Source organism: Lentilactobacillus diolivorans DSM 14421 (genome assembly GCF_001434255.1).
In the GTDB taxonomy this organism is placed as follows: Bacteria; Bacillota; Bacilli; order Lactobacillales; family Lactobacillaceae; genus Lentilactobacillus; species Lentilactobacillus diolivorans.
Genome location: NZ_AZEY01000098.1, coordinates 28,071 through 49,581, shown reverse-complemented (window position 1 = coordinate 49,581; position 21,511 = coordinate 28,071). Strand labels below are relative to the sequence as shown.

The 21,511-nt window shown below is 38.4% G+C and carries 24 protein-coding genes; 9 read left to right on the top strand and 15 right to left on the bottom strand.

All coding sequences use genetic code 11. The features are described 5' to 3' along the window. Nucleotides 1–8: 8 nt before the first annotated feature. From FC85_RS12050 to FC85_RS12035, 4 genes are all read right to left on the bottom strand, one after another. Complete coding sequence (locus tag FC85_RS12050) at nt 9–1,331, bottom strand: Nramp family divalent metal transporter (protein WP_057865787.1); 1,323 nt, start codon at nt 1,329–1,331, stop codon at nt 9–11. After that, complete coding sequence (gene hemH / locus FC85_RS12045) at nt 1,315–2,286, bottom strand: ferrochelatase (RefSeq protein ID WP_057865786.1); 972 nt, start codon at nt 2,284–2,286, stop codon at nt 1,315–1,317. Before hemH ends, FC85_RS12050 begins: the two co-directional genes overlap by 17 nt. A 437-nt stretch (nt 2,287–2,723) precedes the next feature. Then, nucleotides 2,724–3,227 (bottom strand): hypothetical protein, encoded by a 504-nt coding sequence (locus FC85_RS12040; RefSeq protein ID WP_057865785.1) that lies wholly within the window; start codon nt 3,225–3,227, stop codon nt 2,724–2,726. A gap of 9 nt (nt 3,228–3,236) precedes the next feature. Further along, nucleotides 3,237–3,506, bottom strand: coding sequence for a hypothetical protein (locus FC85_RS12035; protein WP_057865784.1), 270 nt, complete (start codon nt 3,504–3,506; stop codon nt 3,237–3,239). A 142-nt stretch (nt 3,507–3,648) separates the two neighbouring features. Here FC85_RS12035 and FC85_RS12030 point away from each other — a divergent pair, with 142 nt between their 5' ends. After that, nucleotides 3,649–3,930 (top strand): hypothetical protein, encoded by a 282-nt coding sequence (locus tag FC85_RS12030; RefSeq protein WP_057865783.1) that lies wholly within the window; start codon nt 3,649–3,651, stop codon nt 3,928–3,930. Nucleotides 3,931–4,024: 94 nt separating this feature from the next. Continuing rightward, on the top strand, nt 4,025–4,873 hold the full coding sequence (locus tag FC85_RS12025) for an aldo/keto reductase (RefSeq protein WP_057865782.1): 849 nt from the start codon (nt 4,025–4,027) through the stop codon (nt 4,871–4,873). A gap of 169 nt (nt 4,874–5,042) precedes the next feature. On the opposite strand, the gene FC85_RS12020 is transcribed toward FC85_RS12025, so the two are convergent. Continuing rightward, a complete protein-coding gene (locus FC85_RS12020; protein ID WP_057865781.1) occupies nt 5,043–5,360 on the bottom strand; it encodes an SdpI family protein in 318 nt (105 codons plus the stop codon). 279 nt (nt 5,361–5,639) lie between these two features. On the opposite strand from FC85_RS12020, the gene FC85_RS12015 reads away from it, so the two are divergent. Further along, nucleotides 5,640–6,278, top strand: coding sequence for an ATP-binding cassette domain-containing protein (locus FC85_RS12015; RefSeq protein WP_225427571.1), 639 nt, complete (start codon nt 5,640–5,642; stop codon nt 6,276–6,278). Further along, the gene (locus tag FC85_RS12010; RefSeq protein ID WP_057865780.1) at nt 6,275–7,438 is read left to right on the top strand and encodes an ABC transporter permease; all 1,164 of its coding nucleotides are present in this window, start codon (nt 6,275–6,277) and stop codon (nt 7,436–7,438) included. Before FC85_RS12015 ends, FC85_RS12010 begins: the two co-directional genes overlap by 4 nt. A 322-nt stretch (nt 7,439–7,760) precedes the next feature. Here FC85_RS12010 and FC85_RS12005 read toward each other — a convergent pair whose 3' ends face one another. Continuing rightward, nucleotides 7,761–8,423: a hypothetical protein gene (locus tag FC85_RS12005; RefSeq protein WP_057865779.1), complete on the bottom strand. Its 663-nt coding sequence runs from the start codon at nt 8,421–8,423 to the stop codon at nt 7,761–7,763. A gap of 47 nt (nt 8,424–8,470) precedes the next feature. Continuing rightward, nucleotides 8,471–9,136, bottom strand: a complete 666-nt coding sequence (locus FC85_RS12000) for a hypothetical protein (RefSeq protein ID WP_057865778.1) — start codon at nt 9,134–9,136, stop codon at nt 8,471–8,473. 549 nt (nt 9,137–9,685) lie between these two features. Here FC85_RS12000 and FC85_RS11995 point away from each other — a divergent pair. From FC85_RS11995 to FC85_RS11980, 4 genes are all read left to right on the top strand, one after another. Next, nucleotides 9,686–10,528 carry a hypothetical protein gene (locus tag FC85_RS11995; protein ID WP_057865777.1) on the top strand — a complete coding sequence of 281 codons (843 nt, stop codon included), beginning with the start codon at nt 9,686–9,688 and terminating at the stop codon, nt 10,526–10,528. Between the two features lie 91 nt (nt 10,529–10,619). Beyond that, nucleotides 10,620–11,441 carry a hypothetical protein gene (locus FC85_RS11990; protein ID WP_057865776.1) on the top strand — a complete coding sequence of 274 codons (822 nt, stop codon included), beginning with the start codon at nt 10,620–10,622 and terminating at the stop codon, nt 11,439–11,441. 124 nt (nt 11,442–11,565) lie between these two features. Next, entirely contained in the window at nt 11,566–12,384 is an 819-nt protein-coding gene (locus FC85_RS11985) for a hypothetical protein (RefSeq protein WP_057865775.1), read from the top strand. 447 nt (nt 12,385–12,831) lie between these two features. Next, nucleotides 12,832–13,680 carry a D-alanyl-D-alanine carboxypeptidase gene (locus FC85_RS11980; RefSeq protein ID WP_225427570.1) on the top strand — a complete coding sequence of 283 codons (849 nt, stop codon included), beginning with the start codon at nt 12,832–12,834 and terminating at the stop codon, nt 13,678–13,680. 46 nt (nt 13,681–13,726) lie between these two features. Here FC85_RS11980 and FC85_RS11975 read toward each other — a convergent pair whose 3' ends face one another. From FC85_RS11975 to FC85_RS11965, 4 genes are all read right to left on the bottom strand, one after another. Beyond that, a complete protein-coding gene (locus FC85_RS11975; protein ID WP_057865774.1) occupies nt 13,727–14,689 on the bottom strand; it encodes a helveticin J family class III bacteriocin in 963 nt (320 codons plus the stop codon). A gap of 225 nt (nt 14,690–14,914) precedes the next feature. After that, nucleotides 14,915–15,076 carry a S24 family peptidase gene (locus tag FC85_RS16280; protein ID WP_225427569.1) on the bottom strand — a complete coding sequence of 54 codons (162 nt, stop codon included), beginning with the start codon at nt 15,074–15,076 and terminating at the stop codon, nt 14,915–14,917. Nucleotides 15,077–15,100: 24 nt separating this feature from the next. Then, nucleotides 15,101–15,433: a hypothetical protein gene (locus FC85_RS11970; RefSeq protein WP_057865773.1), complete on the bottom strand. Its 333-nt coding sequence runs from the start codon at nt 15,431–15,433 to the stop codon at nt 15,101–15,103. Between the two features lie 77 nt (nt 15,434–15,510). Beyond that, complete coding sequence (locus tag FC85_RS11965; protein WP_057865772.1) at nt 15,511–16,101, bottom strand: hypothetical protein; 591 nt, start codon at nt 16,099–16,101, stop codon at nt 15,511–15,513. Between the two features lie 797 nt (nt 16,102–16,898). On the opposite strand from FC85_RS11965, the gene FC85_RS11955 reads away from it, so the two are divergent. Beyond that, complete coding sequence (locus FC85_RS11955) at nt 16,899–17,291, top strand: hypothetical protein (RefSeq protein ID WP_057865770.1); 393 nt, start codon at nt 16,899–16,901, stop codon at nt 17,289–17,291. Between the two features lie 82 nt (nt 17,292–17,373). Here the strand turns inward: FC85_RS11955 and FC85_RS11950 are convergent, their stop codons facing one another. From FC85_RS11950 to FC85_RS11935, 4 genes are all read right to left on the bottom strand, one after another. Further along, the gene (locus FC85_RS11950) at nt 17,374–18,927 is read right to left on the bottom strand and encodes a hypothetical protein (protein ID WP_057865769.1); all 1,554 of its coding nucleotides are present in this window, start codon (nt 18,925–18,927) and stop codon (nt 17,374–17,376) included. Continuing rightward, the gene (locus FC85_RS11945; protein WP_057865768.1) at nt 18,924–19,793 is read right to left on the bottom strand and encodes an ATP-binding cassette domain-containing protein; all 870 of its coding nucleotides are present in this window, start codon (nt 19,791–19,793) and stop codon (nt 18,924–18,926) included. Before FC85_RS11945 ends, FC85_RS11950 begins: the two co-directional genes overlap by 4 nt. A gap of 68 nt (nt 19,794–19,861) precedes the next feature. Then, a complete protein-coding gene (locus FC85_RS11940) occupies nt 19,862–20,752 on the bottom strand; it encodes a sensor histidine kinase (RefSeq protein ID WP_057865767.1) in 891 nt (296 codons plus the stop codon). A 14-nt stretch (nt 20,753–20,766) separates the two neighbouring features. Beyond that, nucleotides 20,767–21,444, bottom strand: coding sequence for a response regulator transcription factor (locus FC85_RS11935; protein WP_057865766.1), 678 nt, complete (start codon nt 21,442–21,444; stop codon nt 20,767–20,769). Nucleotides 21,445–21,511: the final 67 nt, after the last annotated feature.

Sequence of the window (21,511 nt, the reverse complement as noted above, 5' to 3'; positions counted from 1 at the left end):
AAAAGTCTTCAAATGCTAAACATAAACTGCAGATTCAATACCGTAATCACAGCTGTTAACGCGTACCCAAGAACTGTGATGAACAGATTATTCGTGTGCCGACCCATCAAGTCACGATTACTGGTCAAAGCAACCATTGGAAACAAGGTAAACGGCAGTGCAATTGACAACGCGATCTGAGCAAAAACAATCATTTGTTCAAACGACTGATCACTAAAACCAACCAAATAACCAATTATCAAAATCGGAATCAACGTTACAAATCGGGTTAGCAAACGGCGCTCCCACAACGGTAATCGAATATTCAAATACCCTTCCATAACAATTTGGCCGGCCAAGGTACTCGTGATTGATGAAATCATTCCCGTAATTAATAAGGCAAACGCAAATAGCGTACTCATTAACGGGCTTGCCAGATTGCCAACGATTGCCGTATTTTTCAAACCATTATACACATCTTGGAAGGCTGACAAGTTGCTATTTTTCTGAAAAAATAAGGTTCCGCCCAATACCAACAGCAACGCGTTAATCAGAAATGCCGCAATTAAATGGACGTTGGAATCCCATTTCGCGAAACGCAGCGCTTCATCGACCTGCTTGGGGTTATGATAATCGTATCGGCGGCTCTGGGCCAAGGAAGAATGTAAATATACGTTATGCGGCATGATCGTCGCGCCGACAATTCCGAGGCTCATAATCAGCATCTCGTGATTTGTGATAATCCCGGGAGTGGGGACCAATCCCTTAAAAATGGCTGGTACACTGGGGCAGGCTCGAAAAACTTCAATACCAAATATAATGCCAACGGTCAATATCGAGAACAACACAATAAATTCAATCCGCCGAATCCCAAACCGTAAAAACAGCAGGACTAACAAGACATCAAAAATCGTAAACAGAATTCCGTAAACTAATGGTATCCTAAACAATAATTTGAGCGCAATGGCTGTGCCAACCACACCAGTCATATCAGTGGCCATCATTGCAATTTCGTTAATGATCCAAAGCACGTATCGACCGCCTCTGGGAATCTTTTGTGCGATCGCCTGTGCCAAATCCAATCTGGCAACAACCCCTAATTTAATCGCCAGCGTTTGCATGAACATCGCAACCAAGATTGACATCAGCAAAACCGATAATAACGCATAACGGTATTTACTTCCGCCGGAAAGTGACGTCAACCAGTTACCAGGATCCATATACCCGACAGCAACCAAGGCACCGGGACCACTATAAGCTAGAAACTTTTGGAAAAACGAGGTTTCATAAACGCTGGGAACAGCAACACTTTGGTTAATTTCATCGAGACTCTTTTTAGTATTTGGTGTCATGATCAGCCTTCCCCCGATCGGGATTGATTTGTTTCATGCTAAGATCGGCAACAAATTGGCAAAAGTCATCGTTTGCATTCATCGGTGGAACCGCATCAAAAATTTGACCACCGGTTGCCCGGAACTGCTGATAATTCTGAACGTTATTCTCTTCAATCGTTTCCAAACAATCTTCCACAAACGACGGTGTAACAATCAGAACGTTTCGTTTCCCCATTTCGGCTAATTCCATTAAAGTATTTTTTAAATACGGTTTTAGCCATGGCATTGGGCCAAATTTAGATTGAAAAACGGTTCGAACCTTTTCATGCGGCAACTTCAAATATTGAGTGGCTCCAGCGGTAGTTGCCAAACACTCCTTCCGATAAGGATCGCCCTTTTTAACCATTGAAGTTGGAATCCCATGATAACTGAATAAAACTGCATCATATTTCTTTTGGGGATAACAGCGATCAACCCCGCTGGCCAGTAATTTCAAATAACGGGGCTCTTGATAGAAACTCTTAATCAATTTTGTTTTTACGCCGGAAGCACGCACTTGCTGGAAAATTGAATCATGAGTACTCTGGGTATATTGCGGAAACAGTGGTAACACAACGATTTCATCATCGTGGGCAGCCATCTTATGTAAGGTTTCAGAAATATCCGGCTGCCCGTATGTCATTGCCATTTGAATGTCCCAGTCAGGCAAGATTTTCTGAACTTTATCTCGTAAAATCTGCGTGTAAACAATTAATGGCGAGCCGGCTTTCGTCCACATATGTTGATAAAAGGTCGCGGAACGCCAAGTCCGGGCAGGCAAAATGATCCCCCGTAAAAGTGGCTGCCAAAACCATTTGGGTAACTCGACAACGTTTTGATCACTTAAGAATTCCTTCAAGTAGGCGCGGACATCTTTGTTGGTCGGTGAAACCGGTGACCCCAAATTAACCAGTAATAACCCATTATGTGCCATGAAACGCATCTCCCCCTAATTCGAATAACGTTATAAGTTTTATTTTAGGGGGTTGTGGGGGTAATTACAAGAGAGTGGTCTAATGAGCGCTTAGCTTCCAGAATATAAGGCACTTAACCCAATATTCCAAGAGCAGGAATATTGGGTTAAGTGCCTTATATGGCCGGAAGCTGCTCATTAGACCACGTTTTAGACTAAGTACCAAATCCATCTGCTCTGGGGGACTTACTAATTTCAAGATTTCAACATAGTTAACCCCTCAACTTCTTGATTCACTTATATGGCCGGGAGTTGCTTCTGAATCCACATTTCAGCTAAGTAGCCACTTCTAAATCTACTCTGGGAAAATATTTTCCAGGGCTGGAAGCTGCCTCTCGCACCACGTTTTAGCTTAATGATAAAGTCCTTCAACCACCCGCCAACAACACCCCATAACCTCACATCGTCGACGTATTCAAACCAGTCAGCATCATCAATATGTATCCAATACCCACCATGATTCCAACAAGGTAATGTTGATCGATCATCGTTGCATCCACTTTCAAAGCGTTGATCAGAATCAAAATCGGCCCACCAAACAAACATAGCGTCCAAGGGATGTCCAACCATGACGGCATGGCAGTCTGATAGACAACCAGCGTCATTAACATAACCGTCATCATGATCATTAAAACCAGGCTTGCCCACATTGTTTTATCCTGATGCAGTAGACCCCTTGTAAGAAACCTGGTTGCCAGCCAGCCAAAAAAGATACTAACTATTAATAATTCACCAAAATCACTCACTAACATTGTCCCAATCAATGATCTGGATAATGGCACTGCATTTGTCGTATGGGGTGCAATCCGCAATACTTCCCGACTATTAATGTAAAGCGCCAGTGCCATCCCAACAATAAATGTTAACCAGTAACATAATTGAACTTTTTGCCGTCTACTCATAAACTACCTCTAATCCGTAAGCTGATAGGTCTCTTCAAATTCACTTTGACTAAATATTTCAATTCGATTTTCAAACCCCTTGATAATTACTTCGCCAGGCTCAACCGCAGTGGCCCCCCGACTAGTCACAATCTGCATCTTATTCTTCTTTTTGGTAACATGGCTGTCAAACGGTTTCACAAACGCTTGAACGGCCTCATGATTATCACCATCATAAATTAGATAGTGTTCATTAATTTTGCGACGAACAATGCCGCTTTTCGGCAGTTCATTTTTCATATTAGTCAACTCCTTAGTGCTATCATTAACTTAACTATTATCCTATAGGCTTTTCAAAATCAAAACAACTTAAAATTAAGTCATAACGATGAATTTACCGCCATGGTTGGTTACAATAGAGAATGAGGAAGGATGTGATACCTTGAATAACTCCAAGGAGTACCTAGATTTCTTCAATCATGAGTATAAAGACCCCAGCACGCACAGCGCATATAGTACCAATAGTAATTTTCGTTTTGAAAGCCGTTCTGATGCGCTTGAAGTTAAAAATATGCTGCAAACCCGCAGTCCTCATGCTAAACAATACGAATTAAGCGTGGAATATATTAATCCAAACCAATCAATGCAGGTTGGCTGGTACATCACTGTCCGAAAAGTCGTTGCAAAACCATCGGATGATCAAACCGATAATTCTAAAAAATAATTTTGCGAACATATCATTTGAAAATCAAGAAAAATCGCGTTACGGTAAAAGAACACGTTATATTATCTAACACCAAATGGAGGTTATCAATTAAATGGCAAATGGAACAGTTCCAAATTTAATTTTAAATGATGGCTATAAACTACCGGCAATCGGCTTGGGAACTTATCAAATCCGTGGCGGCGACGGTCTCCAACAGATCCTCGCCGCAATTAAAGACGGTTACCGCGCCTTAGATACCGCCACTAACTACGATAACGAAGGATTGGTTGGCGAAGCAATTCGTCAATCCGGAATTCCTCGTTCGCGGTTTATCGTGACAACTAAACTACCTGGCAAATATCATAAATATGATGATGCAACCATGGCTATCCAAGAATCACTATATCGGATGGGCTTAGATTACTTTGACCTCTACCTCATTCACTGGCCCCTACCTAAACGCAATCACTATGTTGAGGCATTTCAAGCCATGATTGATGCGAAAAAACGGGGGTTCATTCGATCAATTGGTGTTTCTAATTTTGAACCGAAACACTTGGATCGACTGATTGAAGAGACTGGCGTGACACCAGCCGTCAACCAACTTGAAATCCACCCTTATTGGGTTCAAGAGCGCATGTTGGCTGAAGATAAGAAACGTGGGATTGTCACTGAAGCTTGGAGTCCATTAGGTCGCGGAAGTGCCGCTTTGAAGGAACCGATCATTAAAGACCTTGCCAAAAAGTACAATAAAAATGTCGGCCAAATTATTTTAAGATGGCACAATCAACGTGGCATTGTCCCAATTCCAAAGTCACGCAACTTAAATCATCAACGAGCCAATCTCGACCTCTTTGATTTCGAACTAACACCTGATGAAATCAAATCGATTAATTCGTTAAGTAAGCCGGATGGCAGAATTGATGGTCAGGATCCTAATGAATATGAAGAATTTGAATAACGAGATCAGTCACAATTTTTTGTTGATTGAAAGTTTCTTCGATATAAACTGAAAGATCTAAATAAGCATCACTTTTTATTTGGTAACCTCATCGTTATCAACTAGAAAGTGGTGCCTTTTATATTTCATGATGTGGACTTTCAATTCTTGACTATTTTTAGCAATCATCTTACGAGCGTTTCTGTTTATTATGTAAAATCGATTGAATAATCGCAACCACAATTAGCATATAGCCCAGTAATATCCAGAAATTAAGGGAAGCAGAAATGTCGATCAGGACGTTGGCAAGCACCAAAACCAACTGGCAGGATATTGCCAAGATATAAAACAGCTTTTGCGATAATCGCCAGTTCGCTTCAGAGGACCTACTCAGCTTAGTTCGATAACCAATAAAGTTAGATCGCTTTTTATCAGGATCCATTACATAGAATAAACAAACTACAACTAATACAATTAGAATCCCAACACTTGATGCCAATCCATTCATGATGATCACTCGCTTTCATTGGTAATCTGAAACAATCAAATCCCGGATTTTTATTTGAAACCTCAGTGAATTGGGATCTTACTAAGAGTGTAGGTCTAGTATTTAGAGAATTCAATAATTTTGAAATCATAGCGCATATCTTGCCAACAGCCCGTCAATCACCAAATTAGCCACTGACAAACGGGATTTGTTGCTTATAGTTGCCTCATTGACACGTTTATAAGAAAATGGTAGCTTGAAATGGGAAATAAGCAAACTGTATTGTTATGAAATCAATCTATGAAAGAGGCTGATAGAATTTTAACTGTCAACAAATTATCTATTAAAATGCGTCACCCAATCCTCAGAGAATTTAGCTATCAATTTAAACAAGGACAGATTTATTTGATCGTTGCGACTAATGGTACCGGAAAAACAACTTTTTTTAGAACCATTACCAATTTAGTTAAGCGGGAACAAGGTGAAGTCTATTTCGATAATCAACCATTTAACCAGGGTAAACGTCGTGTCTTTTTCTACGAATCCTCAGACTGGTTTGATGGCAATTTATCGGGATTAGATTATCTCAAATTTGTGAAGCAACAATGGCATTCCAACCAAAAGATAACCGACATCATTTCGGATTGGGGGATGACCGAGTATATTAAAGTTCCGATTAAAAAATATTCCCTGGGTATGAAGCAACATGTATTAATCGCTATGTATTTTATTAGCAATGCAGATTATTTAGTCATGGATGAAATAAGTAATGGTCTCGACGAAAATAGCCGTAAGCTCCTTTATAGCAAGTTACAGACAACCGCAAAACAGAAGCAAAAATGCATTATTATCTCTTCTCACTACCGATCTGACATGACACCAATCGTCGATCACATTCTCGAATTGAAGGATCAAGTGATGAAGGAGGTAAGTAAATGAGTTATGCAACTTTTTTATTAAAAAAAGTCATTAAATCAAAACTATTTATTATTTCAGTTTCCATTATCGTCATTATTATAATCGCTTGCTTGGCTTTCAACTTGCGAAATCAAAACGATCAAACTTTGGCTTCTAACTCAGGAAGACAAATCACATTTGATACGCAACAAATCAACCGCAGCGCTTCAGATAAAACTAAAGCTAATCAGGATGATATTCGGTTAATAAAAAAAGATCGCCGAATGAATCACCGCGTACAGAACCTGGCCAAAACTAAGAAATGGCGAGCTGCTTATCAATCTCAAATTAAATATAATAACTGGCAGTTGCCGGCCGCAAGTAATGATAAAGTGATTGATCGGACCTTGGTGAACTTTTTAATGAGTGAAACTTATCGATGTCATTATCTGTTTAAATTAAACCTTCCCGAACAATCACGAACCAGCCCCACAACCGGCATTTCATTTTCTATTTTTGTCGATCAGGTTATCTCGTCCGTGTTAATTCCACTATTACTTATTTTCAACTTTGGTTTATTATATACTAAACGCTTTGGCCACAATATCGATAAGGACAACCTATTACCAATGAGCACCCAAAACAATATGATCCAAAGTATCTCAACCGGCTACGCAGTTGCCATCTTATTTGTTATTATCGCAATTATTACCAGCTTTTTAACTTCATCTATCATTTCCGGCATTGGAAACTGGCGTTATCCAATCGCGTTCTTCACACCAAAATTTCCATTCAATATCTACATTTCTCAGGGCTCTTTGGTATTCCCAATTCTTGTCCTTCGAATTCTAAGCACTTGTTTTATCGTGACATGCATTTACTTTATTGCAACTTTAACTAAGCAGGTATTGCCAACTATCTTAATTGGTACTTTGGCTTTAATCGGAACTAGCTTGGTAACCCCCTTTCTCAAACCACTCGCCAAGGCAGGTCAATTTTTACCTACCAGTTATTTTAATGGAGCCAACGTGGTTTCGGGGCAACTTGCTCATCAAACTAGAAACATTCAGTTTAGCTATCCTCATGGAATTGTGACCCTACTCGCCTGGACAATTGCATTTATAGCAGCAGCTTATATCGTTCTGCGAGTTCGTCAACGCTATCATAGTACCGGACTAATTGCCAATTCATATAAGAAATAAAATGCGATATTTTGCAGAACTATTTTAGAAAAAATACCGTTCTCAAAAAACAGCAACCACAACTTACTTATTTTCCAATCTTCTGAATTAAACAATTATTTTCCCATAGAAAAGGGGTTGCGACAAAAGTGATTTTGTCCAGCCCCATTTTTGTAATCATAACTATTACCAAGTAAAAAACGTGTGACAAAAGGCAACTTCCAGAGTACAACCGAATTATCCCACTATGCCACCCGGAATATTGGGATAATCCAATTGTACTCTGGAAGTTAACCGACTTTGTCTCATTCTATTTTTTAAACATATTCATGAAAAAATCATTTTAAACAGGCCATAGTAATGTTGGAATTGAATTAGAATTTCGACTTTTAATATAGTTCCTAACTTGGCCGATTGATTTTAAGGCGACTAACCGTTTATCACCGGAAAGACGACCAGCATATTCAGACGCCTTGGTTAATTCGTCCTGATAAGCTAATAAATCCTTCTTTTCATAATGTTGATGTGCCGCACCCACGTATTTCGCGTTAATACTGTTTACCACTTTCTGTTCCTGGCTAATAATCGGCTGCAACTGCTTATCGAGACTATATTTATTGTAAATACCTGCATTATCAATCCAACCTTGATATTTACCCGATTGCGAAACGATTTTATATTGCAATCCGTTTTTATACTGCCAAACGCGATAAATCTTAAAGTTAATTCGATCCTTGATAATTCTTCGTAATTCTTTATGGCCGGTTAATCTGGATCTATTATTTCCAGTTGGTTGACTCCAAAGCCCACTATTATGCTTATCACCATCCAACCTAAACACATAACCTTCTTTAACCAACTGAGAACCACGTGCTCTATTAATGTTGCCAGCTTGAACACCATAGCCGGTTTCCTGCTTTGCATAAACAACCGGATTATCAAGAGTAACTAATCCGCCTAAAACTAAGCCAGATAATAAAACAATTCCTGTTTTTGATAGTTCCATATCGATAATCTCCCTATAAGTTTAACTTCCTTAATTCGCCTCCAGTATCATTTCACTTTCTGCCACAATAAAGTTGGTACCAGGTCAGCGTTATGACTTCTAAGATAGCGGTTAACTTCTTTCACTGAACTCAAAGCAATTGCCCTTTTATTTCCGCTGAGGCCACTGGCTTCTTTATTTGCCTTTGCTAAATCGTTTCGATAGTCCATTAAGTCGGCTTTATTGTAATGCGTTGTATAAGGGTATTTGGAATTAATGCTGTTAACAACTTTTTGCTCTTGTTCAATGATCGGTTGCAACTGCTTATCGAGACTATATTTATTGTAAACACCCGCATTATCAATCCAACCCCGATATTTACCCGATCGCGAAACGATTTTATATTGCAATCCGTTTTTATACTGCCAAACGCGATAAATCTTAAAATCAACCTTATTTTTTATGACTTGCTGAAATGCTTTCCGACTAATTAAATTATGACCATTTTTGCCGATCGGTTGGCTCCAAAGTCCGTTGTTATTTTGATCGTTTTCCAATCTAAACACATAGCCTTCCTTAGCTAGCTGGGAACCCCAGGGCTTATCATAGCCGGTGTGAACACTATAACCATTTTCCTGTTTAGCATAAACATCCGAATTATCAAGAGTAACCATCCCTAATCCGCCTAAAACTAAGCCAGATAATAAAACAATTCCTGTTTGTGATAGTTTCATATCGATAATCTCCTCATAGATTTAATTCCTTAAATCGCCTCCAGTGTAATTCTCTGTTCCCAAGTTACAAGTAATCCCCTGCCACCTTTATATTCTTTTAATCCGATTATCCAAATTTTTAGGCAAAAGCTAAGCCATGACTTATTTAATTTGCCACAAATACTTCTTCCCAAATATTTAATCGCTGAAAATAATGCAGTATTTATAATTGTATGTTGTCATTCCAATGAACAACCAGCTTGTAGCTGCAAATACCAACGGTTGCCAGATACCTATCTAGGTAATTTTTAGTAACATGGCAGATCCCAATAAAGAGTAATGATCAATCAAATCCATTAAAATTGCGGGTAAAATAATAATTAAAATATAACGGTAACACCTGACCACGATCATCCTTTCCATACACGATTACGGGATTAATTAAAGAATAATTCGTTTTCATTTTTTTGGCATAAACTAACTATTTAAACTCCAGAAATAACCACTTTAATAATTTTTACTTTGTATTTCAGTTTAGTATACTGAAGATGACCTGTTTAGGAGGAAAACATGAAAAAATATTTAACCATTGTTCTATCCATATGTAGCCTAATTATTGGTTTAGTCAGCTTGGCTAACGATCAAGTCCATGCTAAAAGTGATACCAATTACCAAATAATTACCAGTAAAAATGTTAACACCTATCAAACGCTCAATTCATTCAATAATAACGGCATCCTTCATGTTAAAAATCAGTATAAGAACAAGAATGTGCCCGTTTGGAACAAGAAACACACCAAGGTTCTTTACAATTTGAAAGACTTTCCTAATTCCTATCTTTCAGCCTTAACTAAGCAAACTTATCTTCATAATGGTCATAAAAGTCTGTACTATGCAACATTCATCGTGACCCCCAAAGGCAATTCCTCAAGATATGGTCGCGTCTGGCATGGTTATTTAACCAAAGGATATAATCGTAATTATCAAAAACTGAACTATTTAAGTACAGTTGGCTTCACTAATAATCAAGACTACCTTAATTACATTAAGAGATCACCATCGCAAGTTGTTGCGCGTGCAGTTTTAAAACTCTTTCCAAACAGTAAACTTTCACTGAGGTTATCAAACCTCGGCCAGTTTAATTCAGATGTAGATTCAACTAACAAGCCTTTTGAAGAATTCTTCACGGACCGAATCAATTTACAAAAAGCGGCTGCTTATTTGGGCCCGACCAAGGCGAAATTGACAAATCAGCAAAGAATTGCCAAAATTAAACAAACATTGGCTTCTGAAGGTTACACAACCAGCAAACGAAATGCAATGCGTAACTATGTCATTGGTATTTATGCCCCTAATCCGAATATGGCATGGGAAGAATTTGTCTGGAGTATTAATTTAGCTAAACCGCTATAAATCAACTATTGCATGATCACATATTGTATAACTGGTTATTTTGCAAAACTTTTTGATATTAGATAATAGCATCTTCAAAGGAGAACTCGCAATGAATAAAAGAATCGTTCAATTTTTATCTATCGGCTTATTAACGTTGGGGATTAGCGTAAGTGCCTACCCGGTGACTTCTCATGCTTGGACAGCTGTTAACAAGTACACTTGGACTTCTGGAAAAGCCGATGCCGCAATTTATTACACTGACACAAACAAGAATGCGTATATTTGGAACTCGCGGTTTACCAAGAAATTGCATAATTTGAAAAACTACCAGTACACAACTTGGTATATCACCCGTTCATTTGTCCGTAAGAACAGCGTCTATTACGCAATCAGTAATTATGGTGGCAAGGTTAAAGGCTACGTTTGGCACGGTTACGTGACCCCAGCCGTTGTTAAAAATATCAACAGTTTTAATCGTGATAGTGATTATCTCAATTATCTGAACACTGACAAGTCCCAAAAATTATCTCGAGCATTGCTACGATTAATCCCGAATGCTAACATAAGCCTTAATTTATCTAAACAAGCTGCTATGAATAAGATCACTAATTACCAATCTGTGATCGATTTGGGGAAAGTAAGCGGCACTGTGACGGAGGGATTAATAACCCATAAAACAATCGTTCATGATTTCCTAATGGGACCTGCTGCTACTAATGCCCAAAAAGCAAAAACTGTTGGAAAAATGCTTGCTGCCAAAGGATACACAAGTCGGAAATTAGCTTCATTAATGAATCAGGGCTATCAAGTTGGTATTTATGTCAATGATGGTGCGGCGACTTCGGTTGGTAAATCCGGGTACCCTAGTACGATTAGTTTTAAGTCATCAATTCAAAATAACATGGCATTTGTGATTGCAAAACAAAAATAATTTAACATGAAAGCCGAACAATCCTAGTTCTCGTCCGATTCATCTAACAGGTAAGCAAAAGCAACCGCAAATCCACATTTAAAACATATTAACCGCTATAATCCAGAGAAATGGAGAAAAAATAATGAAAAAACTTTTTTGGCTAATAATTGGCATCATTATTGGAACCGGTATTTACAGTGGTTCCCCAGCGGTTGCAAGTTCTTCATATAAGTTAGTCAGTATCAAATATGATAGCCAAAAAACACTGAAAGAAACGACAACGCATAACGGCCCGTTATACTACGCAAGAAATCCAAAACATTCAGCTGCCATTTGGAATTCAAACCACAGTAAAGTAAGACATAATCTAAAAAATTATCCGAATACGACTTGGCTCAGAAATGCAGTTGCAATCTTTGAACATCATGGTAAAAAATCCGTTTATTATCATGTGAATCAAGTTGTTGCCGACAATAAGCCAGTAAAAGCGATCGGTTACGTTTGGCATGGTTACTTGAGACAGGGACACAATCCAAATTTTCAAAACATCAGTACGGTCGATATTTTGAACTTTTATAATAATCACGAGTATCAGCGATATGTTAAATTATCCCCCTCGCAAGTGCTAACCCGCAAAGTAATGGCCTTATTTCCAAATAGTACCATTTCACTTGATTTAGCCAAGGCTGGCTTAGGATTAAATTCAGCTACGTATCATATAAGTAATGTTGTTTTACCATACGATAAAGTAAGTAAGTTAAATGACTTTTTGAATATGTATTCCGATCATCTCTCAATTAATCAGCGATATGTAAAGATCAAACGGCTTCTAAACGCGAATGGTTATGGTGCTGAGACGCGCCACCAAAAGTTTATCATTGGGATATACCTCTCAAATAAATATCTGCCAATTAGCGATGGTCTTAATGGCCAAACAATTGTCATTGGAAAATCTAAATAATCCAAAATCTAATCACTTCCGGGGCAAATTACTAAAAGATCTCGTAGAATTAGTATTTTTTGATACTCTACGGAATCTTATATTTACCCGAATTATTCATAGCTTCAAAACAGCCAATTATTTTAACGAATCTGTTAAAATGATTGGCTGTTTTGGGCTTTAATGATCATTTCAACAACACTTAGGTTCTATTTTGGGTCAACTCAAAGCTTGAATCCGAGCTAGCACTTGGTAAAACAATCTTCAATAAACGTGATAGATGCTTAACTTCAGCCAAAGTTATTGGCAAATGATAACGGTCACTGATACAGTTTTAAGTAAATGAAGAGGATATTATTGATCGGTTTAGCGATTAAGTTACTGATATTGAATCTTTTCTTTTCATGGACAGGACTTTCTAAATATGTAATCTTTTTTGTTATAATGCATGTAGTGGAGGTATTTAATATGCTAAAAAAGAGTTTGTCATTTCTGTTACTGTTAGGGGCTATTTTTCTTAGTCTAGCAAGTGTTGGCTCGGTATCTGCCAACACCATTCCAAGCAACTATTCTTTTGATGGCTCCAAATTTACAGGGCCGATTCCGTATTATTCAAGCACCAAAAGTCAGAAAGCTTATATTTGGAATAATACCCAAACCAAACGAATTCATAATTTAAAAAACTATCCTAACACTGTCTGGTTGGTTTCCAAGGCATTTGTGAAACCCGTTAAAGGCAAAAACGAAGTGTATTACAAGTTATATTCGGCATACAATAAAAAAGTTAAAGGGATTGCCTGGTACGGTTATTTCAAAAAAAGCATTATTAAGTTGCCGGTTCTCTTTAATAGCCAACAGGCCTACCTTAACGACCTAAATAGCAATAAAGCGCTAAAGTTAACTCGAATGGTTGCTAAGCTGTTTCCTAATTCTAAAATTAATCTAAATCTGTCTAAGAGCCTGTACCTCACTCAGCCTCAAAACGCTTATCTACTAAATAGTTTTACAAATACTAAAGAGCTGGATTTAAATAAACAAACTGGTAAGTGGTCCGTTAGTGAATATGAACGTATGGCGCCCTCTAAAGCTATTAACTTAATTGACCAACGGCTTACGGAGTTGGGGTATGATCAGAATAAAAGAAATAGTATGTCTGATTACGACATTGGCTTAGACATTGTCGGCTATGCGGACTCTTATGATGACCAAAGAGGCTTTAACTTAGCTAATCAGTACCGATATCCAGTCACTCTGCCAGGCTTTCGCGACATGGTAGATTATCAAGCGTGTGCCATTCAGCTTGGAATTCCCAAATAAAGCAAATAATATGTACCCCTTCCTTACTCAGGAAGGGCTTTTTTATCTAAAAAATAGATTTTTTAACGCTGTAAATATAATGGGTTTTATGACCAGATGGGCCTTGCTCAATCCCAAACAGAATATCGTTACCAGTCAATTGTGGTGCCTCGATTTCTACCGCTCCGGATAGATCCGAAAAGGTCATGACACGTTCGACAGGAGTGGCACTAAAAACATTCCAGGGTGCGCGAATAATCATTGGTTTTGAACCTTTGACTGCTTGTCCACTGGTGAAATACAACCAATTGTAACCGCCATTTTCTGGTGATCGTTTATCAGATAGTTCCATTCCTTGCCAAGATTTTTGCGGATAAACATATTTTGTAATGTTCCGACTAGAGACGTAAAAGCTACCGCCCTTAACCATCCTTGGGTCTGTCTTAGCATTAACATTGCCTGACTGCAATGCCTCAAACAGCGGCTGAGCATTCAAAGCCGTAATTTGTTTGTTTGTAGTTTGTGTGTCACCAGCGGCTTGTGTCCAGATCGCTAAGCGGGTTTTGTCACTGGACAAAGCTGCATCAACTCTATGCATACTCATATTTTTGGTTTTCCCAGTACCCAAATAGTTTAAATACGTAATTGCTGGCACATCACTGGCATTCTTAGCTTGACCATCAAGCTTAATAACGCCAATGCGACTTGCCCAGGAAGCACCCAAGTTGTCTTTTTCGGTTGAGCTAGCATAAGTTGCCACCCAAGCCCACTTATTACCAGCTGAATCAGTGAATGGCTCAAAAGTTTGACCATGCCCAAAATTATACAAGTTTATTTGTGTAAAGCCAGGTTTGGTAAAGTCAATAACTGCTTGGTTAGGATCAATAGTTCCGTAGCACAACTTCATATCCTTTCCGCTGTTCCCGTACATTTGTAAAGCGTATGCCGTGTTGTCAGAATCTAAATAAAATTTTTGTACCACTTGGTTACCCGGCATTTTTAATTCAAATCTTTTTGTGGCTTCTGCCATAATAATTACCTTTTTCTAAATTTAATGTTTTTTGATTTAAATCTTCTAACTCCGGAATTAAAAGATTTTCTGTATCAAATCGATTTGACGCTTATAGCATATCGTCATTTCAGCTAAATAGTGCGTCATCCCTACGACCACTTAACGCCAGAGTATTGACAATTTGGATAGAAAAAAGCCCCCTCATCAAGAATTTCCTGATGTGGGGGCTTTTAAATAACCTGTCTAATTACTAAGGGTGCCGATTACAATACCCTTAATTTGAAAACTGGGATTATCTTGAACCTCAATGGGGGCATACTTTCGATTTAAGCTAATTAGTTGGCAGGTTCGTTCCGTATGTTCGAATTGTTTAATGTAACTGCGACCGTCGACATAAGCAATCACAATTTAGCCATTTTTAGCGTATAGTTATCGATCACTATCATCGTTTATTTGTAACGATAAGCCTTCAAACCGTTGTGAAATTTCACTCGGTGTTAAAAATCCACCAATTTTGATGATTCGGTCGTCTAATGTGACGATCGGTAGCGCATCATTTCTATGATTCTTAAGCAGATCCAATAGCTGTTTATTAGTCACTTTCGGAATATCCATATCTGCGCCAATTTTCACGATAGATAAGTGATATCCCGCTAATGATTTCTTTAAACGCCCTTCTTTTCTTAAAGAGATTAGCGTCTGGAAAGCTTTAAACAAGGGACTTTGCTCATTTGGTTGGACATAATATGTTAATTCTTTCATTTGCCCAGAATCACTCCTTCAATATCAAAGCTTATTATTCCAGCAATTACAGATGGAAGTCATCGGACTGACGATTTCTATGCATTTGAATTTTTTCTCATTTCTTTAACTGCTAGACTAAATGATCCTAACCAGCAACAGCCGGCAATCAAATAAGTTAATATGACATATTTACCGGCGATCACGTGAAGGGCAATTCCAACCAGTAAAATGCCAAACAGAAGCATTAAGGCAGAGATACTAAATTTATTCCGGAGTAATTCTTTTCGATTGGCCCAGACCCACATCAAATACATGGCAACGGTCACGACTGCTTCTTGGAAAATAAACCCGTCAATTGACCATTGAATTAGCGACGGAATGCTGTTTCCAATCATAAATACAAACCACACAGTGATGATGGGATGCTGCGCAATGCCTTTTACCATGTTATTTACCAAATAAATACGGCCACCTTTCCGATTTATCCAAACCCATATTAAGCACGCACCAACCGTGATAATAATTCCTTGAGAGATAAAACGGCTAACCAAATCCCTACCATTGCGATGAGCAGCAAGTTGCATTAACAAATTACCCCCATCCACAAGCATAAATATCAACCAAATAGTCGCAACGGGATGTTGAGTTCTTAATTGATTCCTTACTTTGACCAACCGATCTAACATCGAATATCTCCCTCGTCTTATTAAGTTTCCACAAAACTACTCGCTACTATAAATTATTAAGCGCGCTTTCTTAAACACTAATCGAAAGTTCACCATAATGAATCGGTCATTGAATAGCCCGAATCAATGAATTTATGTATATTATTATAAGATTTTTCTTGGGGTAAATTATACATAACCCACTGTCGGATTTCAAGGGGCCTATATCAGCTACGATAAAGACCAATAATTCAACAAAACCTTTAGTCGAACATATTTAGCAGCCACAATCATTATTGCAGCGTGTTCGCCGATTACATTGTGAACCGATAAATCAGTAAAAAAGAGAAATCATTGATTTAATTCACAAAAGTCTAATCCATTTTTTTCGTCGCTGACAATATTGACATTAAAAAGCAGCCATGATAACTTGAAATGGTTAGTTATAACCAATTAGAAATCAAATCTATATCCATCATTCACAAAATAAGGCTGATCCCATTATTTAACATAAGAAGGATACGAGTTGAATCGGCAACGTTATAAAGCATTTCTTTCAAAATATTCAAAATGGTTTCAATTTTTGGAACATTTTTTGGGACCAGTAACATCGATTGATTTAATCGTAGGAATCTTGGGCTTAATATATCAAAACAATTTTTTGCTCGCTATCTTCGGCTTGATCGCGAGTGTCTATATTTCGCTGCATATCACAACATTTCTGGTTGAAACCATTTATCATGGTATTAAAAACCATCAGCACTCCTAAAAGATCAAGTCACTTCCAAATTAACGAAAGGTGATCTTCCAAATCAAAAATGAAATGGCTCTCAATTTTTGATGGTTTAGGCATTGCATGTGCTGTCTACCTTTCTTTGTTTACCGCAACCACCATCGGACTCAAATTACTGTTGCTAGTTTTGGCCAGTTGCGGTAACGTCATCGGGATTCACTTTTCACGATCAATTTTCTCCTTTACCAGATTTAGGAAACCGACTGAAATATTCACCAAGGAAGATTCTGCGAGCTTAATTGCCGGCTGTGTGACTTTTTTTATTCCCCAATTCTTATTTCCAACTGCCCTGCCAAGTATCTTCTTGGCAATTTGGCACGTTACCGATATTATTTGTGAAGTTGGTTGCTTTCTGACCATATTTTGTATCGCCTATCGACTGGCAACTTGGTATTTGCACCGAAAACAAACCAGTTGACTAAATAATCCCAATATCCCTTCAAATCTGAAAGGATATTGGGATTACTTAGTCAAATTTTGAAGAAACGTTTTTAATACAATCATTTCTCGAATTTTTTCAAAACAACACCTTGAAGACAAAACCACATAACAATTGCTAATCCACCATAAAAAGTTGTCATGAAGAATGCTCCTGGCTTTCCAATCGGTAAAATGGCTGTCATCCCATTTAAATAAACGAACCAGAAAAGGGCTGCCAAAACAGTTAACAATCGACTATTTTTCGTTAACAAACCCAGTAACTGAGCTAACAAGACAATCACCATTTCAAATGCAATTAACAGCAAAGAATCTTCCGGTAACTTCACAAAAATTGGAATTGTCAAACCAATCAAAACAAGAATGCCAGCAACACTTTCAGCATTTATTTGATGTCTTTGACCTTTAGGAATCGTCTTAAGCCAATTAAATAAATGATTCGATTGTGAAGCAACTCCAAGTTCTGAAAGTAACGGAATCGACAATAAGAAAATTAAGGGAACCATCATATTTCTTTCGGCCAAAACGGAAACCAACCAGCTAATTATCCACACAACTACTATGAAAAACTGAACTTTTTTAGAAACTGATTTCCTAACTCGATTGAATTCAAGACCAATATGATGCATGTAGTTAAAATGACTAGTTTTAATCGGTACAAAGTTGAATTGATTACTCTCTCGAGTTGGTACCACTACTTCAGGGCTTGTATTAGAACGCGCCCTTAAATCCCTCATTAACCGACTATCGGCAAACCCTTTTCTTCGTTTAACTAACCCAGCCACTAAGATAACCATTAAACCGATTAAGACAAGTTCACCAAGCATGAACAGTAAATCGATTTCTTTTAATTTAATAGGTAAAATAAGCAGTTCCTTGGTTCCTATATGTGCTTGATCATTCATATTTGCAAAGATCATTAAACTTTTTAGTGTCTTACCATCAGCAGCAGTCGCAACTGATTGAGAAATCGTTTTACCAAGATAAGAGGTTCCAGACACATCAAATAGCCTTAACCAAGTGGCTTGGCGAATAAAACTAAATGCGTATAAAATTAATAAGCCAAACGTCCCCAACACGGTCCCCGCAGATTTCTGCAAAGCTGGAAATGAATCAATAACCATCGAAAATACCGCAATAAATGCCATTCCCGGTAACAGGACTAAGAATGGTCCGGCAAACTGCCAAACAGGTAACCACTTACCAGGAAATCTGATCAATAGCATCCCAAACGTACCAATAACGGTCGTTATCCAAAAAGCTAAGAGAATCGTAAAGTTGGCCGCAAACTTCCCCCAAGCATATCGGAAACTGTGAAAGTCCATCGTGTTAATCAATTGATAAACGCCATAAATTTGATCCATACCAATTGCATTCTTAATAAATGCATATCCGAATATCGGTTGAAAAAGCCCCAATATAAGCGCAGCACCCATCGGAATCCACGACGGATTGTCATCCTGTTTGAACGTTCCCGGGTCAATGGCTAAAACCTGAATAGACGCGTGGTGTTGCGGCGTACAGATAACCGAAATAAATAAGACAGCTATTACTAACATCCAAAACGACTTACTTCGAGTTCTTTCGAACAAACTCGCTTTAAATACTCGAATCACTTTTTCATCGAACCTTCCAAAATAGCTAAACTGGCATCTTCCAAATTAGGCGAAACTTCTTTAGCTGTTTTACTGGGTGGCGTATCCGCAACCATTCTGATATGAACACCATCCGATCTTTGAACTAAAGAACTAATACCAGTTAGATTTTTGGGTGCTTGATTAGTTGGAACAACGTACTCCCAAACCTTACCTGCGGCACTTGCCAGTAACGTATCCGTGGTTCCCTGAAAAGCCAACCGACCGTGATTTAACATGACCAAATTTGAGGAAACGGCTTCAACGTCTGAAATAATATGGGTTGACATTACGACAATCCGATTCTTGGCTAATTCGCTTAGGACATCTCTTAAAACAACCCGTTGAATCGGATCCAGACCAACGGTGGGCTCATCAACAATGATGACTTTCGGGTCACCCAGCAATGTTGCAATAATGCCAACCCGCTGCAACATGCCGCCCGAAAAATCTTTTAGTCGCCGTTTTCCGGTTGTGTTCAGACTGAATCTTTCCAATAAACCTCTAATCTGGGAAGTTACCTGTTTTTTAGGTAATCCCTTTAAAGAAGCAATATATTCCAAATATTCAAAAGCCGTTAACTGTGGATAGGATGGAACTTGCTGAGGTAAATATCCCAAGACACGTCGCATTTGATTAGGATGCTTGACAATGTCAATACCATTAAGTGACACGCTGCCAGAAGAGGGTAACAGTGTTGTTGAAAGGATTTTTAACAACGTTGACTTCCCAGCACCATTAGGCCCAATTAACCCGATAACACTGCCTGATTCTAGTTTCATTGAGACATCCTTCAACGCAACTTTATTTTTAAAATTCATTTGTAAGTTTTTTATGATTAGTTCCAAAACAACTTATTCCTTCCCTCTAAATACATTTAATTGGCATAAAAATTAATGAAATCACTTCCCCACATTCAATCCTTCAATGGTTTCAAAATCACCGCCACCCGAAACCAGCCATCTTCTGTTGATAAGTGTAATCGACCACCCAGCGTTGTCACCAATGATTGAACAATACTGAACCCCAAGCCAACGCTTTGATCCGATCGCGATTGATCGGCAGTGTAGAACCGATTTAATAACTGGGCTGGATCTTTGGGCAGTTGGTTTCCCCGATTCGCAAATTCAATTTTAATATGGGTATCATCAATGGGTGCCAAAGTTACCTGGGCCTGCTTTTGACCATACTTTAAAATATTGCCAATTAGATTTTGGCAAACTCGAATTAGCAAGGTTGCATCAGTCTGTAACATCACATCCGGTTCAATAACTGGTGTCATTTCCAACGATTGTTTAGTAAATTCATCATAATAGTTGAACAATTCGTTTTCCAACAGATGCGAAACATTCACCTGCTTAACCTTAAGGGTGGTACTTTTTTCCTGCATAAGATTAAAGTCCATTAAATACCGAAGATAGTAATTCACTGAATCCAAGTTGCGTTCAATCCGCTTTAGCCGTGGTTGTTGTGCTTGCGTTGCTGATTTAACCATCAATTGAACATAACCCATTGAAACGGTTAATGGCGTCTTAATATCATGGGTTAAATTAGTTAACATCTTTCGAATCTGATTTTCCTGATGAGCCTGAGCCTGCTGCAACTTTCGACTAACCTTGAGACTAAGGTTACTGGCACTGATTAGTTTTCGAATTAAGGGAAAATTTGTGTTGGCCGTCACAAACCCATTTGTCGTATGCTCATTAATGTAAATTAACTCTTTGGTTACCCGTCGAATGTCGATAACAATTAACAGCAAAACACCAGCCAACAGCAAACAAAGCATACTTAGAAATACTACTACCATCGTCGTTATCCCCCCTAATCAAATCGGACGCCGATGCCCCAAATAGAGTTGACATATTGGGAATCAATCGACAAAGCACTAATTTTTGTTCGTAAATTACTGAGATGGACATTTAAAGTATTTTCAGCATTAATATAGGGCTCACCCCAGACGGTTTCATAAAGTTGTGCTTTTTGAAAAACCTGGTGGGGATGGGTCATTAAAATTTGTAGAAGTGCGAACTCTTTCTTAGGTAAAACCAGTTCGTGATCGGCCACCAAGATTTGATGGGTTTCCTGGTTAAGCGAGACTTTGCCATAAGTAAGCATTTTAGCTTGCGGCTGGGAAGGTTGATTGGCTCGTAATTGAACCTTGACGCGGGCAATCAACTCATCAATATCAAACGGTTTGGTTAAATAATCATTAGCCCCATTTTCCAGCAGCTCAACGATTTTTTGTTTATCTTGAATCGCCGTTAAAACCAGAACGGGAACTTGCGACGTCTTGCGGAGTGTTTTAAGGACACTCTCCCCCATAATTCCCGGTAGCATGAGATCCAAAATTACCAAGTCCGGCTGAGAGTCATGAAATTTGGAAAGCGCACTAACCCCATCGACAGCCTCAACAATCGTGTAGTCGGGAGCCAAAACATCCCTTAATAAAGTCCGAATATCCTCATGATCTTCAACAATTAAAATGGTTGCAGCTGCCATAACCAAACCCTCCTTATATAAGTTAAGTGTACCGCGTCAAGCCAGCGGCCACAATTTAGGTTTAATT